The sequence below is a fragment of the Bordetella tumulicola genome, from assembly GCF_054779135.1.
The window spans coordinates 159,747-176,700 of the sequence record NZ_BAAGYU010000004.1 but is presented as its reverse complement, the minus strand read 5'-3'; the positions used below and the strand labels follow the sequence as shown (position 1 = coordinate 176,700).

General features: G+C 61.8%; 14 protein-coding genes and 1 riboswitch. Of the genes, 7 read left to right on the top strand and 7 right to left on the bottom strand.

What is annotated here, in order from left to right; all coding sequences use genetic code 11:
* The first annotated feature begins 135 nt into the window (after nucleotides 1-135).
* Both ACYVDM_RS02980 and ACYVDM_RS02975 read left to right on the top strand, forming a co-directional pair.
* A complete protein-coding gene (locus ACYVDM_RS02980; protein ID WP_415790971.1) occupies nucleotides 136-1,962 on the top strand; it encodes a DEAD/DEAH box helicase in 1,827 nt (608 codons plus the stop codon).
* A gap of 125 nt (nucleotides 1,963-2,087) precedes the next feature.
* Nucleotides 2,088-3,284 (top strand): class I SAM-dependent methyltransferase, encoded by a 1,197-nt coding sequence (locus ACYVDM_RS02975; protein WP_415790973.1) that lies wholly within the window; start codon nucleotides 2,088-2,090, stop codon nucleotides 3,282-3,284.
* On the opposite strand, the gene ACYVDM_RS02970 is transcribed toward ACYVDM_RS02975, so the two are convergent.
* Nucleotides 3,270-4,439, bottom strand: a complete 1,170-nt coding sequence (locus tag ACYVDM_RS02970) for a CCA tRNA nucleotidyltransferase (RefSeq protein WP_415790975.1) — start codon at nucleotides 4,437-4,439, stop codon at nucleotides 3,270-3,272. The genes ACYVDM_RS02975 and ACYVDM_RS02970 overlap by 15 nt on opposite strands.
* Nucleotides 4,439-6,559, bottom strand: a complete 2,121-nt coding sequence (locus ACYVDM_RS02965; RefSeq protein ID WP_415790977.1) for a lytic transglycosylase domain-containing protein — start codon at nucleotides 6,557-6,559, stop codon at nucleotides 4,439-4,441. Before ACYVDM_RS02965 ends, ACYVDM_RS02970 begins: the two co-directional genes overlap by 1 nt.
* An 11-nt stretch (nucleotides 6,560-6,570) precedes the next feature.
* On the opposite strand from ACYVDM_RS02965, the gene ACYVDM_RS02960 reads away from it, so the two are divergent.
* The 5 genes from ACYVDM_RS02960 to ACYVDM_RS02940 all read left to right on the top strand — a co-directional run bounded on the left by ACYVDM_RS02960 (nucleotide 6,571) and on the right by ACYVDM_RS02940 (nucleotide 11,730).
* Entirely contained in the window at nucleotides 6,571-7,251 is a 681-nt protein-coding gene (locus ACYVDM_RS02960) for a 5-formyltetrahydrofolate cyclo-ligase (protein ID WP_415790979.1), read from the top strand.
* Between the two features lie 285 nt (nucleotides 7,252-7,536).
* Entirely contained in the window at nucleotides 7,537-8,928 is a 1,392-nt protein-coding gene (locus ACYVDM_RS02955; protein ID WP_415791446.1) for a circularly permuted type 2 ATP-grasp protein, read from the top strand.
* Between the two features lie 2 nt (nucleotides 8,929-8,930).
* A complete protein-coding gene (locus ACYVDM_RS02950; protein WP_415790981.1) occupies nucleotides 8,931-9,881 on the top strand; it encodes an alpha-E domain-containing protein in 951 nt (316 codons plus the stop codon).
* Nucleotides 9,882-9,903: 22 nt separating this feature from the next.
* Nucleotides 9,904-10,716: a transglutaminase family protein gene (locus ACYVDM_RS02945; RefSeq protein WP_415790982.1), complete on the top strand. Its 813-nt coding sequence runs from the start codon at nucleotides 9,904-9,906 to the stop codon at nucleotides 10,714-10,716.
* A 153-nt stretch (nucleotides 10,717-10,869) separates the two neighbouring features.
* Nucleotides 10,870-11,730 (top strand): peptidase, encoded by an 861-nt coding sequence (locus ACYVDM_RS02940; protein ID WP_415790984.1) that lies wholly within the window; start codon nucleotides 10,870-10,872, stop codon nucleotides 11,728-11,730.
* Between the two features lie 4 nt (nucleotides 11,731-11,734).
* Here the strand turns inward: ACYVDM_RS02940 and metF are convergent, their stop codons facing one another.
* The 5 genes from metF to ACYVDM_RS02915 form a co-directional block, all read right to left on the bottom strand.
* Nucleotides 11,735-12,589 (bottom strand): methylenetetrahydrofolate reductase [NAD(P)H], encoded by an 855-nt coding sequence (gene metF, locus ACYVDM_RS02935; RefSeq protein ID WP_415790986.1) that lies wholly within the window; start codon nucleotides 12,587-12,589, stop codon nucleotides 11,735-11,737.
* A 27-nt stretch (nucleotides 12,590-12,616) separates the two neighbouring features.
* A complete protein-coding gene (locus tag ACYVDM_RS02930) occupies nucleotides 12,617-12,952 on the bottom strand; it encodes a phage holin family protein (protein WP_415790988.1) in 336 nt (111 codons plus the stop codon).
* A gap of 122 nt (nucleotides 12,953-13,074) precedes the next feature.
* On the bottom strand, nucleotides 13,075-14,490 hold the full coding sequence (ahcY, locus tag ACYVDM_RS02925) for an adenosylhomocysteinase (protein ID WP_415790990.1): 1,416 nt from the start codon (nucleotides 14,488-14,490) through the stop codon (nucleotides 13,075-13,077).
* 106 nt (nucleotides 14,491-14,596) lie between these two features.
* Nucleotides 14,597-14,720: riboswitch (S-adenosyl-L-homocysteine riboswitch) on the bottom strand.
* A gap of 102 nt (nucleotides 14,721-14,822) precedes the next feature.
* Entirely contained in the window at nucleotides 14,823-15,893 is a 1,071-nt protein-coding gene (locus tag ACYVDM_RS02920) for a glycosyltransferase family 4 protein (RefSeq protein ID WP_415790992.1), read from the bottom strand.
* 116 nt (nucleotides 15,894-16,009) lie between these two features.
* The gene (locus ACYVDM_RS02915) at nucleotides 16,010-16,933 is read right to left on the bottom strand and encodes a LysR family transcriptional regulator (protein ID WP_415790994.1); all 924 of its coding nucleotides are present in this window, start codon (nucleotides 16,931-16,933) and stop codon (nucleotides 16,010-16,012) included.
* Between the last annotated feature and the right edge of the window lie 21 nt (nucleotides 16,934-16,954).

Here is a 16,954-nt window from a genome sequence, read left to right as displayed (position 1 = left end):
TCGCGTTCTCTATAACGCGCCGTGCGCACGGTTGATCCGGTCGGCCCGATGCTCCATCAACCGTCGCCCGGATACTGCCGCCCCCTTTCTCGGCTATCTCGGCACATGCGCCGCTTTGCGCGGTAAGGACAAGTAATGTCTTTTGAAACACTGGGCCTGGTTCCCACTCTGTTGTCGGCCCTACAAGACGCTGGTTTTTCTGAACCCACCCCTGTACAAGCCGCGGCGATTCCTCAAGCACTGGCTGGCCAGGACTTGATGGTGTCTTCGCAAACCGGTAGCGGCAAAACCGCCGCCTTCATGTTGCCGGCACTGAACCGCATCGCCGGCCAATCCGCCAACAAGGGCGTGGGCGTGCAAGTACTCGTACTGACCCCCACCCGTGAACTGGCGCTTCAAGTCGCCGATGCCACGAGTTCCTATGGCCGTAATTTGCCGGGCCTGCGTACTGCCACCGTCGTCGGCGGCATGCCCTACGGCGCCCAACTCAAGGCGCTGTCGCGCCGCGTTGACGTACTGGTCGCCACCCCGGGTCGCCTGCTCGATCACCTGAAGGCCGGCCGCGTCAAGCTCAGCACGGTACACACCCTGGTGCTGGACGAAGCCGACCGCATGCTGGACATGGGCTTCATCGAAGACATCGAAACCATCGTTGCCCGCCTGCCCCAAGAACGCCAAACGTTGCTGTTCTCGGCGACGCTGGACGGCACCGTGGCCAAGCTGGCTTCGGCCATGATGCGCGATCCGCAACGTATCGAACTGGCAGGCCAGAAAGACAAGCACACCAATATCACGCAAAGCCTGCTGTACGCGGACGATGCTAGCCACAAGATGCAATTGCTGGATCACGTGCTGCGCGACGCCAAGCTGGATCAGGCCATCGTCTTTACCGCCACCAAGCGTGGCGCTGACGATCTGGCCAATCGCCTGGCCGACCAGGGCTTTGCCGCCGCGGCACTGCATGGTGACATGAATCAGCGCCAACGCACGCGCACCCTGACGCAACTGCAACGCGGCCAACTGCGTATTCTGGTTGCCACGGACGTCGCCGCGCGCGGCATCGACGTGCAGGGGATCAGCCACGCCGTCAACTTCGACCTGCCGATGCAAGCCGAAGACTACGTGCACCGTATCGGTCGTACCGGCCGTGCCGGCCGCGACGGCCAGGCATTTACGCTGGCTACGCACGCCGAACGCCACAAAGTGCGTCGTATCGAACACTACATCGGCCAGCCGATCGCGCCGGAAATCATCGCCGGTCTCGAACCCAAACGCACACCGCGTCCCTTCGCGGGCGGCGGTGCCAGCCGTGGTGGCAAGCCCTTTGGCAAGCGCCCCGGCGGCTTTGGCGGTGATCGCCCGCAGTTCCGCGAAGGACGCAGCCATGGTGGCGCACGCGCCGACGGCCCCCGTGAAGGCGGTCCTCGCGGTGAGTTCAAGCCCCGCGGCGAATTTCAGCCCCGTGGCGACTTCAAGCCCCGTGGTGAATTCCAGCCTCGTGGCGACTTTAAACCTCGCGGTGAATTCCAGCCCCGTGGCGATTTCAAACCCCGCGGTGAGTTCAAGCCTCGTGGTGATGCCCAGTCGCGTACTGACAGCCCGCGTGGTGAGTTCCAACCGCGCGAAGGCGGCTGGCGCGGCAATGACGAGCGTTCGGCCCGCCCCGCTGGCGATCGCGAATTCCGCCCGGCGCGTGCCTATGGCGATCGCCCCAAGAGCAACGATTGGCGCGCCGACCGTGACGCCCGTCCGGCTGCAGCCGGCCTTGGTGCCCGCCCGCAACGTGAAGGCCAACGTGGTGAATTTCAACCCCGCGGTGAATTCCGTCCCCGTACCGACGGAGAATTCCGCGGTGCAGACCGTCGCCCCACCGGCTTTCGTCCCTCGACCAAGCCGTTTGCCCAACGTGATGGTGGTCCCGCCAAGCGCCACAGCAAGCCTGCCGGCGCGCGTCGCGACTAAATTCGCCAAGCACTAGCCAGCCGTTCAAGTCTGCCACTGCCCGCTCTGTCCGTCACCCGACGGATACGGCGGGCAGTGTCACGTTCGGGTCTGGCATACGCGGTCGACATGGGACAATAACGCCTATGCAACGCTCCGCTACCTCCTCTTTTCCCGCACTCGATTCCGATAGCGCACAGCATAGTGCCCGTACGGCCGCTCATTTACGACTAGCCATTCAGACAGCGGGCGGCTGGCTGCCCTTCGATCAATGGATGGCGCAGGCCTTGTACGCGCCAGGCCTGGGCTATTACGCGGCGAGCGCCGTCAAGCTAGCCTCATCGGACGCGACCGATGCGCGTGGCACACCGATCGCGCTGGGTGACTTTGTGACGGCGCCTGAGCTCACGCCCTTGTTCGGCCACACCCTCGCCCGGCAAGTGGCTCAGATTCTGAACGACACCGATACTCACACCGTCCTCGAGTTTGGCGCGGGGTCCGGCGCGTTGGCCGAGAGCGTATTAACCGGTCTGGACGACCTCGGGATCACTGCGCAATATCGCATTATCGAAGTCTCGGCCGACCTGCGGGCACGCCAGCAAACGCGTCTGGCACCGTATGGCGAGCGCGTGCAATGGCTCGATGCGCTGCCAGACCGTTTTGCGGGCTGCGTATTGGCCAATGAAGTTCTGGATGCCATGCCCGTCTCGCTCTTTTGCTGGGGGGATGAGGCAACCGTACTGGAACGCGGGGTGGCGCTGGACGCGAACGGGGAATTTACCTGGGAAGATCGGCCCGCCGGGCCCGCGCTTGCCAACGCCGTGGCGGCCCGTATGCCTGGCTTACCGGGCTATGTGTCCGAAATCAATTTACAAGCCGAGGCCTGGATGCAGGCGATGGGACACTGGCTGACGCAGGGCGCCGCCCTGCTCCTGGACTATGGCTTTCCGCGCAGCGAGTACTACCATCCGCAGCGTGCCGGCGGTACGCTCATGTGCCATCTGCACCATCACGCCCACGCGGATCCCTTGATCGCCCCGGGGGTACAGGACATCACTGCGCATGTGGATTTCACGGCCATGGCTGATGCCGCTCATGAGGCCGGCCTGCAAGTCCTGGGCTATACCTCGCAGGCCCGATTTTTGATGAATGCCGGCCTGGCCGAGCTCTTGGCGCAATACGATCCGGCAGACGCGCGGCGTTACGCGCAAGTCGTCGCTCCCGTCCAAAAGCTGCTCAGCGAAGCCGAGATGGGAGAGCTATTCAAAGTACTGGCTGTCGGGCGCGGCATTCAGACCCCGTTGCAGGGTTTCAAACGCGCGGACCGATCAGCGGCTCTTTGATACCGACGCAGGGCCCTCTGAGTGCAAGGCCACCAAAACCTGTAAGCGCGCATCGCGCACAGCGCGCTTGATTTCCTCGGGGTTACCGGTGAATCGCCGGGCAATGGCGCCCGCATCCACCCCGCGTGCCCGTTCGAGCCGCTGGCGCCAGACGGCGACGTCCACCTTGCCCACCACGGCTGCCGTTTCCCATAGCGCGATAAACCGCTCGGGCTTGCGCAAGGCATCGGTTTGCTCAATCAAGGCCAATTGTGCGTCGGGCGAGATCGCTCCGAGGTGATCAAGCACTTTGGGTAGCAAACGGGCATGATCCGCACACTCGGTGGGCACGCGCAAACGGCGACTCAACGCATCACGGTCAGGCGTCAGCCGGCACAACAAGGCGTAATGACCGGGTAGCGGCAGCGTCATTTGCACGGCACGATCCAGGTCGCCGCCTACCGTGTCCACCGCTTGCAACTCCGGCATGATGCGCGCCAGCGCGCCCGATTGCACCAATACCTCCAGCATGCGCGAAGGGGTCGCCGCCATCAGGCCACGCGACAACTCTTTCCAGACCCGTTCAGGTACCAGGGCATCCGCCTCCCCCGCGTCAACCATGCGCTGGCATAACGCCAACGTCTCGTTCGCCACCGTGAAATCGGCAAAACGCGCTGCAAAGCGCCCCAGGCGCAGGATCCGCACGGGGTCCTCGACAAACGACTCGCCCACATGCCGCAGCACGCGCGCCCGCACGTCCCGCACACCATTCAACGGATCATGCAACGCCCCCTGCGGCGTACAGGCAATAGCGTTGACGGTGAGATCACGGCGCAGCAGGTCTTGTTCCAGCGTCACGTCGATCCCGGTATAAAACGTAAAGCCCTTATAACCCCGGCCCGACTTGCGCTCGGTACGCGCCAGCGCATATTCCTCTTTGGTGCGTGGGTGCAAAAACACGGGAAAATCCCCGCCTACCGGTATAAAGCCGCGGGTTGCCATGTCTTCGGGCGACGCGCCCACGACGACCCAGTCGCGATCACCCGCGGGCAAGCCCAGCAAGGCATCGCGTACAGCCCCACCGACGATATACACCTGCAAACCCGCCACGATAGGATCGTCGGCCAAGCCTTGAACAGCCGCGGTTAACGACGACGAGACGTGCACGTCCCCCATTACGGCGCCTCGGCCGTACGCATGGAGCCGTTCGGGTCGATCTGTCCCAAACGCGCTTTCAGCGACTGGGGTTGACCGGAGAACATCGCGGCATAGTAGGTCGCATTGGACATCACATGCTTGACGTACAAGCGGGTTTCCGTAAACGGAATCGTCTCCGCAAAAATGGCGCCTTCGACGGGGTGCGAGAGTGTAGAGCGCCACGTCTTCGGCCGCCCCGGGCCCGCGTTGTAGCCCGCCGTGGCCAGCACCTGCGAACCGTCCAGGTCATTGAGCACGATGCTCAGGTAGTTGGTGCCCAGTTTGGTGTTGGTATCGAAATCGTTGACGCTAGAGGACGTGAAATCCGCCATGCCGATCCGACGTGCCACCCATTTTGCTGTCGCCGGCATCAGTTGCATCAACCCCGACGCCCCCACATGCGAACGCGCGTTCATCACAAAGCGCGACTCCTGGCGAATCAGGCCATAGACCCAGGCCGGGTCCAGCGCGATCTCGTTCGCCTGAGCCGTGACCCGCCCCTCGAAGGGCGCAATATAGCGTTGCGTGAAGTCGACCTCGCCCTCGGTGCGTTCGGAAGTATTGACTACTCGATCGTAGATGTCTTCGGCGCGAGCCAGCTCCGCCGCGGCCAATAGCTGTCGATCAGACATCCCTCGCAACGCGAAATTCCACTCGCCGACCGCCTCGGATCGCCACCCCAGTCGGAACAAATGCACCGCGCGACGCAGACTGCCGTTGGCACGGGCTTCGTTCATTTCCGAGTTGGTCATGGGTGCAGGGCGCTCGGGTACCGTAATGCTGCGCCCCAACTCTTCAGCCGCCAGTTGCCCGTAAAAATTATACTGATCTGCGATGCTCGCATAGGCCTTGCGCGCAGCGTCGTGACGCCCTCGACCGGCCTCGGCACGGGCTTTCCAGTACACCCAGACCGGCTCTGCTTGCTGCGATGCGGGCATCTGTTCGATGGACGTCATCACCCAACGCCAGTCGATCTTGGGCTGACGCAGCGCCGAACGCACGCGCCAGGGACCGTTGTACTCCGTCAACGGAATCGTTGTGCCCGCCTCGCGATACCAGCCGTCGGCACGGCTATCGAGATTCAACGCGGCGATCAGCGCATACTGATTGCGTACCCAGGCCAAATTGGTCTTAGGCAGGTTATTGGCCCATTCGCGTCGCAGATAGTCGTCAGCGACGCTCATATCTTGCCGCGCCAAGCGCGCCAGCGCCAACGTGGCGAGCTCCTTTTCGTTACGTCCGATTCGCTGGTGATCTTGGCGAGTCAACCATCGCATCGGGTTTTTCATCAGCGTATCGTAGGATTTTTGATCCTTGGTGTCGAAGAGATACCCGGCAAATCTCCGGGCATCCGCCACCTCGTTCGTTTCGATGGCCGCACGTAATTGCGGCTGAATTTCAGCCCAGCCGAGGACACCGTCGGCAACCAGCTGGTCATACAAGTTCCAGCAGTCCTTGCCGGGACTAAACGCGGCCTGTGCCTGTTTTGCGGTGGTACGCTGCCCCGTCATGTGACGCGCCTCCAGCACAGCGCACTGGGTTTGCGTGCCCGAAGTCGGCGCCTCGCTTAATTTGCTTGCGGTTTCGAAATCCCCGCGACGCGTGGCTGACAAAATCCAATTGCCGCGCAAGCGCTCAGCCAGATACGTACCATCGTTTTCCTGCAAAAACCGGGTCACGTCGGCTTTAGGAAACGCACTCGTCGGGGCGTTCCATACCTGATAATTCAGCAACCAGTACTCAGGATAGGCGCCCAACACATCCCCACGCGCCTGGGCCGCCGCCAAGCCCAGCACGGACCACTGCTTACGAGCATTGGCATCGCGCGCGGCCAGGACGGCCTGGAATGCCGGCGTTTGTGCCGTAGGAGGCAGCCCAGCCAGTTTGACGGGTGGCACATGTAGCCTTGGCCGGGGCCCCTGGCCCGACGCGCCATGCCCTTGCTGTGCATCGACGGACGTGCACGAGACCGTGAACAAGGCCAAGGCGACAGGCAGCCAACGACCGAGTTGCGCGCGTCGACGAGCCGGCTTAGCCGATCGACGAGACTCGGAGGCCGCAGATTTCTGATAACGTCTTGATTCAAGCCACTGCTGCATCGCCGACCCGCATGAACATTCAAAATACTGAACAGAATAACTTAATCGCGTTACGTACGCGATTACGCCAGGCCCGAAACGAAATTCCCGATGCCCAACGCAGCCGTGGGGGATTGTTAATACGCGGGCGCCTATTCACCTGGCTGAACGCCGTGCGCGAACAGGCTACCAAACGCGGCGCCACCGCGCCCGCCACGGTCGCGGCATTCTGGCCTCTGACGCACGAACCTGACCTGCGGCCGCTGCTCAACCAATGGGCACAGGCCGGCGTTGCCCTGGCCCTGCCTGCCATTCGCGCTGCCGATGCTCCGCTAGAGTTCCGGGCCTGGACACCGGGCGACACTCTGGAGGCGGGCCCCTATCAGGTACAAGAGCCCTTGGCTGATCGGCCTGTACTGCGGCCCGATGTCATTTTGGTACCCACGTTGGGTTATACCGATCAGGCCGACCGCGTCGGTTATGGAGGCGGCTATTACGACCGTACCCTGGCGGATCTGCGCCAGACGGGCCACGACTTCACGACCATCGGCATCGCCTGGAACGAAGGCTTGCTAGAGAACGGCTATCAACCCGCCCCGCACGACCAGCGACTGGACGCCATCCTGACGCCCGATGGCTGGATCCCCGAGCCTCCCCTGCTCGGCCCCAGCGCACCATCGGGCGGTGTGGTCGGTTCATTCGTACTGCGCTGACGCACACACAACGGCCCCACCCTGGTGCATGCACCAGGGCGATGCCTGCCTGATGCCTAGGGGCAACCCTCTTACGGCTCGCGTCCTCCTCTGCTACAAACGAACCAGCGCCCACGCGAGATCAGACTTGGCACGGGGGTTGCTTCATATAATTTGCTAACGGCGCGCGGACCCGCGCCCCGTCCGGGCCGCAGGCTCCATCCGGATCACGCGGCAGGCTCGGACGGGATACCGGAGGAGCCTATGCACCCAGCATCACCCGCCTCGTCAACGGCATATGACGAAATGGTCGACGCCAAGGGCCAGGTGCGCCCCCACTACGGGGCGTTTTCGCAATGGCTATCGAACGAGCCCGCGGACGCCATGGCCGTGCGGCAAATCGAAGCGGACGTGACGTTTCGCCGCGTAGGTATCACGTTCTCTGTCGCCGGCGACGAGGCCGGCACCGAACGATTGATTCCGTTCGATCTGGTTCCCCGCATCATTCCCGCCGATGAATGGCGACACCTATCCGCCGGACTGACACAGCGTGTGCGCGCATTAAACATGTTCATCCGCGACATCTACCACGGCCACGACATCGTGCGCGCGGGCGTGATACCGGCGGAACAAGTATTTCTGAACGCACAGTACCGCCCTGAAATGCAGGACGTGGACGTCGCCGAAGACATTTATTGCCACATTGCGGGCATAGACATCGTGCGCGCCGGGGCCGGCGAGTTCTACGTGCTGGAGGACAACCTGCGTGTCCCGTCGGGCGTGTCCTACATGCTCGAAAACCGCAAAATGTCGATGCGACTGATGCCCGAGGCATTCGGTAGCCTCAAAGTAGAACCCGTCGCCCACTATCCCGATCTGTTGCTCGACAACCTGCGCGAAGTCGCCCCGCAGAGCAGCGACTCGCCCACGGTCGTCGTGCTCACGCCCGGCATGTACAACTCGGCGTACTTTGAGCATGCCTTCCTGGCGCAGCAGATGGGCGTAGAACTGGTCGAAGGCCAGGATTTGTTTGTCGATAAAAACACGGTCTACATGCGCACCACGCGCGGTCCGCGCAAGGTCGATGTGATCTACCGGCGCGTCGACGACGATTTTCTGGATCCCCTATCGTTTCGCGCCGACTCCGCACTGGGTATCCCCGGCCTGCTATCTGTTTATCGGGCCGGGCGAGTCACCCTGGCCAATGCCATCGGCACCGGCATTGCCGATGACAAGTCCACATACCAGTACGTGCCCGACATGATCCGCTTTTATCTCCGGGAAGAGCCCATCCTGTCCAACGTACCCACCTGGCGCTGCTCGCGGCCGGACGAGCTCTCGCACGTACTGGCCCATATGCACGAACTGGTCGTCAAAGAAGTACACGGCGCGGGCGGATACGGCATGCTAGTCGGGCCGACCTCGACCCGCGCGCAAGTGCAGGCCTTTAAGGAACGCGTGCGCAGCCGACCAGGCAACTACATTGCCCAGCCCACACTGGCCTTATCGACCATCCCTACCTACGTTCAGTCAGGCGTCGCCCCGCGACACGTGGATCTGCGCCCCTATGTGCTTTGCGGAAAAAAGATTCGCACCGTGCCGGGCGGCCTGTGCCGCGTCGCACTTGCCGAAGGCTCGCTGATTGTCAACAGCAGTCAAGGTGGTGGCACCAAAGACACTTGGGTACTGGGAGAATAATCATGCTGAGCCGTACCGCCGACAACTTATTCTGGATGTGCCGCTACATTGAACGAGCGGAAAACACTGCCCGCATGCTGGACGTCAATCTGCAAATGTCGTTGATGCCGCAGGACGCCAGTGCCCACGACAGCCTGTGGCGCGCCGTACTGCGTATCTCGGAATTGCAGCACGACTACGACGCCCGGTTTCCGGCCGTCACTGCATTGGACGTGCTGCATTACCTCGTACGCGAGCCGACCAACGAATCGTCTATCTACGCCTGCCTGCGCGCCGCCCGCGAAAACGCCCGTGCGGTGCGTGGCAGTCTGACCACCGAGGTATGGGAAACCTACAACACGACCTGGCTAGAACTGCAAAAGCATCTGCAAACCCATCTGCCCGAACGCAATCCCGGCGAGTTCTTCGAGTGGGTCAAGTTCCGCGCCCATCTGGCGCGTGGCGTCACCATCGGCACCATGCTGGACGACGAGGCACTGCACTTTCTGCGCCTGGGCATGCACGTGGAACGTGCCGACAACACGGCGCGTTTGCTGGATGTGAAATTTCACGAAGAGCACGAAGAACACGAGGATATCGTGGCGCGCACCAGCGAGTTCTATCGCTGGGCATCACTGCTGAGTTCAGTATCGGGCCTGGAAATCTACCGCAAGGTCTATCGGGACGTCATCACATCGGACCGGGTAGCTGAACTATTGATTCTGCGTCCCGATATGCCGCGCTCGCTCGTGGCGTCGGTGCAAGCCCTGACCGAAGACTTGGCGCGCGTGGCCAACCAGCGCTCCGCCGAGACAGAGCGCCGCGCCGGCATGTTGTACGCCGAGTTGCGCTATGGCCGCGTCGAAGACATTCTGCACAGCGGCCTGCACCGCTACCTGGAACGCTTCCTGGAGCGCATCAACGACCTGGGTAACCGGATCAGCCAAGATTTCCTGGTGCCGCTGGTGGCGTAACGCCGCACGCACGGAGAAACGCATGAAACACCTTATCCGACACGTGACCCAATACCGTTATACGGCGCCAGTCAGCTATAGCATCCAGGCCCTGCGCCTGACCCCTCGCCACGACGATCATCAACGTACCCTGCGCTGGCGCATCGACGCGCCGGGCGCGCTGGAGCAACAGGTCGATGCCTACGGCAACATTACTCACATGTTGACCCTGCCGACCCCACACGACAGCATCGAATTACGCGTGACGGGCCAGGTCGAGATCGATACGCTGCCCGATGGCCGACTACGCCCGGAAGACAATCGCCTCCCCATCCATGCCTATTGTGTTCCCACCCCATTGACGCAGGCCAACGGCACGATCCGCGATTTCGTCCATAGCGCCGTCCCCCAAGGGCTGCACACGCCGGCTGACGCGCTGGCGCTGGCCGGCGCCATCTGCGACCGCGTCGCCTACGAGCCCGGCACTACCGACGTGACCACGGCAGCAGACCAGGTCCTGGCGCTGGGCCATGGCGTATGCCAGGATCATGCCCACCTGTTCCTGGCCTGCGTGCGCGACCTGGGCGTGCCGGCCCGCTACGTCAGCGGCTACCTGTATACCGAAGCGGAACACGCCGCCAGCCATGCGTGGGCCGACGTCTGGCTGGACGGAACGGGTTGGACCAGTCTGGATATCACCAACCGCCAGTTCGCCTCGGATTGCCATTGCCGGCTGGCCGTCGCACGGGACTATGATTCGGCCGCGCCCGTGCGAGGGGTACGCCATGGCGGCGGAGAAGAATCACTCACCGTCTCGGTGCAAGTCCAGACGGCCCCGCAACACTCCCAACAGTAATCAGGGCGAAAAACACTCGCTCAGCCGACAAACACCTAGGAGCCGTGCCGTTCCGACAAGAAAATTAATTGGGGGCAGAACAATGCCTCGGACGCTCTCACACGCTGACGCATCTGCCCCTACAATACGCCAGCTGTTATTCACCGAATCACCATGACTTACTGTGTCGCCGCCCGCCTGAATTCAGGCTTGGTTTTTCTCTCCGACTCTCGCACCAACGCGGGCGTCGATCAGGTCAGTATCGCCCGCAAGCTTAATGTCTTTGAGCGGCCTGGCGACCGTGTCATGGTGCTGCTTACGTCCGGCAACCTGGCCATCAGCCAAGCCGTCGTCAATCTGCTGGCGCAGCTCGATAGCGACAGCCCGGATTCGCTGTGGTCGGTACCCGACATGTACGAGGCCGCGCGCCGTGTCGGCGAAGCCGTACGCCGCGTTCACGAACGCGATGCCGAAGCCCTCAGCGAGCATGGCGTCGACTTCAACATCAATCTGATTTTTGGCGGCCAGATCGGCACGGAACGCTGCCGCTTGTTCCAGGTGTATTCAGCTGGCAACTTCATCGAAACCAGCGACGACTGCCCTTATGTGCAGATTGGCGAGGCCAAATACGGCAAGCCCATTCTGGACCGCGTCTTGCGTCCCGACACGCCACTGGACGAAGCCGCCAAGTGCGCGTTGATCTCCATGGACTCAACCTTGCGGTCAAACATTTCAGTTGGCCTGCCGCTGGATCTACTGGTATACGAAACGGGCGCGCTGCGCGTGACGCACTTCACGCATATCGACGAAGACAACGAATACTTTCACATGATCCGCCGTACTTGGGGCGAACGCTTGCGTCAGGTATTTACCGAGATCGCCGACCCGATCTGGACCGAGGCCGAAGCATCGGACTCGTTGGCCGCGGCCGGCCGCCTGCATCAGCCGCACCGGCTCACCCCGGGGGGGAATGAGCCTGGGCCCACCCCTCTGCAGATCGTCGCCCAAGATCCGGGCAAAACGCAGACGTCTTAAGGACTTAAGACCCGGTCCCCAGATCCAGTTCGCGCCAGATCGCCAACGGCGCCTCGGCCTGATTCAGCGTATAAAAATGCAGGCCCGGCGCGCCGTTATCGAGCAGCGTCTGGCAGAGTTCGCTCACGACATCCGCGCCGAATGCCCGGATCGACGCCTTGTCATCGCCAAACTCGGCGAGACGCAAACGTATCCAGCGCGGAATCTCGGCGCCGCACATTTCCGAAAACCGTACCAACTGGGTGTGGTTAGTGATCGGCATAATGCCCGGCACGATCGGGATCGTGACGCCTTTGCTCTGGGCGCGATCCACGAAATCAAAATACGCGTCAGAGTTAAAGAAATACTGCGTAATCGCCGAGTTCGCTCCCGCGTTGACCTTGGCCACAAAGTGGTTCAGGTCCGCGTGCGGGCTGGAGGCTTGCGGATGCATCTCGGGATAGGCCGCGACCTCGATGTGAAACGCGTCGCCGGTTTCCTGGCGGATAAACGCCACCAGGTCTGCCGCGTAGCGCAGCTCACCGGCATCGCCACCCATCCCCGACGGCAAGTCGCCCCGCAACGCCACCAGGCGACGAATCCCCTGCTCGCGGTACGCAGTCAGGATCTCGCGCAGACTATCGCGCGTCGCCCCGATGCAGGACAGGTGCGGCGCCGCATCACACCCCAGGTTTTGCAGCATGCGCACCGTGTCGGCAGTGCCGGTACGCGTCGAGCCGCCCGCGCCGAACGTCACACTGACGTAGCGCGGATGCGTCGCCAGCAACTGCTTGGCCGCGCGTACCAACCGCTCTTGGGCGGCGATATCGCGCGGAGGGAAAAACTCGAGGCTCAGGGCCACGGTAGAAGGTACGGTCATCAGGGAATCAAAAACAGGGAATCAGGATCAAGCAATCAGTCGCGAAAGCAGCGCGGAAATAATGCTGTACAAAATGGCGCCGCCCACGGCCCACCAAAATCCATTGACCTGGAAGCCGCGCAAAATCGAGCCCGCCAGCCAAAACATCAAGGCGTTAAGCACCAACAGGAACAAGCCCAACGTGACAATGGTGATAGGCAGCGTCAGCAGGATCAACACGGGTTTGACCAGCATGTTCAACAAGCCAAGCACCAATGCAGCAATCAAGGCCGAGCCGAACCCAACCACCGTAATGCCGGGCAGCAGATAAGCCACAATCAACAAGGCAACTGCATTCAACAGCCAAACGAGAATTAAAGTCATTGTGGTCTCTCCGGAAACACGCCCATCCAGGCGAAAATAACCATGCTCAACACACGGCGGCAAGGCAGGCTTGCGTACCGGCCGGTACGCAAGCCTAAGCACCGCCCTGTTGTACTACAGGATCAATAACGATAGTGTTCGGACTTGTAGGGACCCTCGACCGGCACGTTGATGTAATCGGCCTGATCCTGACGCAATGTGGTCAGTTTCACGTTCAGTTTCTTCAGGTGCAAACGCGCGACCTTCTCGTCGAGTTGCTTGGGCAACACATACACTTGGCCGCGCTCGTAGACGTCGTTGCGGGTAAACAATTCGATCTGGGCGATCGTCTGGTTCGCAAACGACGACGACATCACGAACGACGGATGGCCCGTGGCGCAACCCAGGTTCACCAGGCGGCCCTGGGCCAGCAGAATGATGCGCTTGCCGTCCGGGAACACCACGTGATCCACCTGCGGCTTGATTTCTTCCCACTCGCAATCTTCGACCGACGCCACATCGATTTCGTTATCAAAGTGACCGATATTGCACACGATGGCCTGGTCTTTCATCGCATCCATATGCGCGCGCGTGATGACGTGGTAGTTGCCTGTCGCCGTCACAAAAATGTCGGCCAGCGGCGCGGCTTCTTCCATGGTGACGACTTTAAAGCCCTCCATGGACGCCTGCAGCGCGCAGATCGGATCGACCTCGGTCACCCAGACCTGGGCGCGCAATGCCGCCAGCGCCTGGGCGCATCCCTTGCCCACGTCGCCGTAACCCGCCACGACAGCGACCTTGCCCGCCACCATCACGTCAGTGGCACGCTTGATGCCGTCGACCAGCGATTCGCGGCAGCCATACAGATTGTCAAATTTTGACTTGGTCACCGAGTCGTTGACGTTGATCGCGGCGAACGCCAGCTCGCCCTTTTGCGACATCTGATACAGGCGATGGACACCGGTGGTGGTTTCTTCGGTCACGCCCTTGATTTCCGCCAAGCGCGTGGAATACCACTTGGGATCGCGCACCAACGTTTCTTTGATCGCGGCAAACAGCACGCGCTCTTCTTCGCTGCCCGGCTTGCCCAGCACCGATGCATCCTGCTCGGCGCGTGCCCCCAGATGCAGCAGCAGCGTCGCGTCGCCACCGTCATCCAGAATCATGTTGGCATGGCGACCTTCGGGCCATTCGAAAATGCGGTGCGTATATTGCCAGTACTCTTGCAGCGTTTCGCCCTTGACGGCGAACACCGGAGTGCCGGTCACGGCAATCGCGGCGGCGGCATGATCCTGGGTAGAGAAAATGTTGCATGAAGCCCAGCGCACTTCGGCGCCCAGCGCTACCAGCGTCTCGATCAGCACGCCGGTCTGGATGGTCATATGCAGGCTGCCGGCGATGCGCGCGCCCTTGAGCGGCTGGCTGGCGGCGAACTCTTCACGAATCGCCATCAGGCCTGGCATTTCGGTTTCGGCAATAGCCAGCTCGCGCCGACCCCATCCCGCCAACGAAATATCGGCAACGTGGTAATCGGTGGCTTGGTCAGTAACGGTATTCATGGTGTGCTCCTGTAATCAACGACGTATCAACAACGATGTGCGTCACAGACGGTCGTACGGAACACTCATTCATGAGAAAGGCGCCCGCCTTTACCGCCTGCCGCGACAAAGGTGAGCGCCGTTGCTGGACGCCGCCGAAGCGACGCCTGGTAAGAATCCTGAGCCTGGCAACCCGCCTGGCCACCCCGCCAGGGGGCAAACCGGGGATCGTCGCAGCGCTCCTCAGGACTGAACTGAATTGTACTGGTTGAGACAAACTGTGCAACAACGCCCGCGAGACACGAACGGCTGTCGATGTCGTGAATCCGGCCCCCTCCCCGCGCCTGCCCGAATTACGTCCGTATGGGCATCGACGCGGTGTCAACCGAATTCGCATGGATCGGCCAATCGGCCGCACCTGCGGGAGTCAACGGCACCAACGCCTGGAGCAGATCGTGAGCGATCTTCTCCCAAGTACGCTTCAATGCGCCCTCGCGTACCCCATTGCGATCCAGCTCCAGCGCCTGTCGGCAGGCCATCGCCAGATCATTGTTCACAAAACCCGTCGCGCCCGCATCAATAACGGCCAAAGGCGCCTCGGTATGAAACGCCGCCACTGGCGTGCCGCAAGCCATGGCCTCCAGCATCACCAGGCCAAACGTATCGGTCAGGCTGGGAAAGACAAAGACATCGGCCGCCGAATAAAGCGCGGGCAACTTATCATCCGGCTGCATGCCCATGAAATGCGCGGTCGGATGGGCCTTGCGCAATCGCGCCTCGTCCGGCCCGGCTCCCACGACGACCTTGCTGCCCGGCAAATCCAGCGACAAAAAAGCATCCAGATTTTTCTCTCGGGCTACTCGGCCCACGCTCAGAAAAATGGGATGAGGCAAGTCAGCAAATGCATCACGTCGAACCGGACGAAAGTGCGAAGCATCCACGCCGCGTGACCACACGCGCAGATTTTTCAGATCCCGAGCCGCCACGATGTCACGCACCGTGGGCGTAGGCACCAGCACGCAGGCAGAGGGCCGATGAAACCAGCGCATATACCGCCACGGCAACGATGCCGGAATCCCCATGCGGGCCTGCAGATAATCGGGAAACAACGTATGAAACGACGTCGTGAACCGCCACCCTTTGCGCAACGCCATCTTGCGCGCCGCCAGGCCCAGCGGCCCCTCGGTCGCGATGTGCAGTGCATCGGGCACAGTGTCGCCCAGGATACGACGCAGTTGTCGACCTGGAGTCAGGCACAAACGTAGCTCTGGCTCGGAAGGCGCCGGTATCGAAGGCGCGCCGGTAGGGTTCACAACGATCAGCTCATGACCCCATTGGGTCAACAAGCGCTGCATAGTGGTCCACGTACGCACCACCCCATTGACCTGCGGAGGCCAGGCGTCAGTAACTAAAACAATACGCATGGGCAACCCCGGCGCGAAAATAGCGATGACGCGATTTAGCCTGCAAAATATGACGCGTCAAAGACAGAAATGTGACAGGCATAGGACAAGGCCGGCACATCGCCAATGTCCGCGCCCTACCAGACGTCCTGATCGCTGCCGGGTGGCCGCACGTGAGCGGCAAATCGTTGCACCAGGAAATCCACGAACGCTACCGTCTTGGCGGGCAGATTCAGGCGCTCGGGGTACAGGGCGTGAATATCAGCGGGCGGCGTACGCCAATCCGGCAGGATCGCTCGCAAGCGGCCGGACCTGATATAGGCGGCGGTCTCCCACTCGGATCGCATCACGATGCCGTGACCATCTAGTGCCCACTCTAGCGCACTTTCACCATCGTTGGAACTCAGTGTCCCCCGCACTTTGACGGTTTCCACGCGTTGTCCACTGCGCAGATGCCAGGTGCCATAAGCGACGTCATTCTCACGCACGACAATGCAACGATGACGCTGCAGCTCGCCCGGCGTCCGTGGCTCGCCATATGCCTGCAAATAGCGCGGTGACGCGCACAGCAGACGTCGATTCGAGGCGAACTTGCGCGCCGTGAGCCGCGCATCCGGGATTTCACCAAACCGCACGGCGACATCAAAGCCTTCGTCCAGCAAATTGACGGGGCGATCGGTCAGGCGCATCTGCACTTCGACGTCGGGAAACTGTCGTGAAAAATCCGACACGGCCGGCACGATATGGGCGCGGCCAAAGCCGAACGTCGCATTCAACCGCAGCAATCCGCGCGGCTGTGCCCGGCCGCTCGCGATATTGCGCTCCAGTGCCTCCAGGTCGGCCAGGATGCGACTCCCTTCGGCTAGATACAGCTCGCCTTCATGCGTGACCGTGACGCGTCGTGTCGTCCGATTCAGCAGCCGTACGCCCAGCCTGCGTTCAAGATTGGCCAGGCGAGTACTCACCGCCGGCGGCGTCAGCCCGAGCTCGCGAGCGGCCGCCGACAAGTTGCCGTGCTTGACCAACAGCGAAAAAAACGCCAAGTCGGAGACCGCATTCATGGATTATTTGCACCGATATTA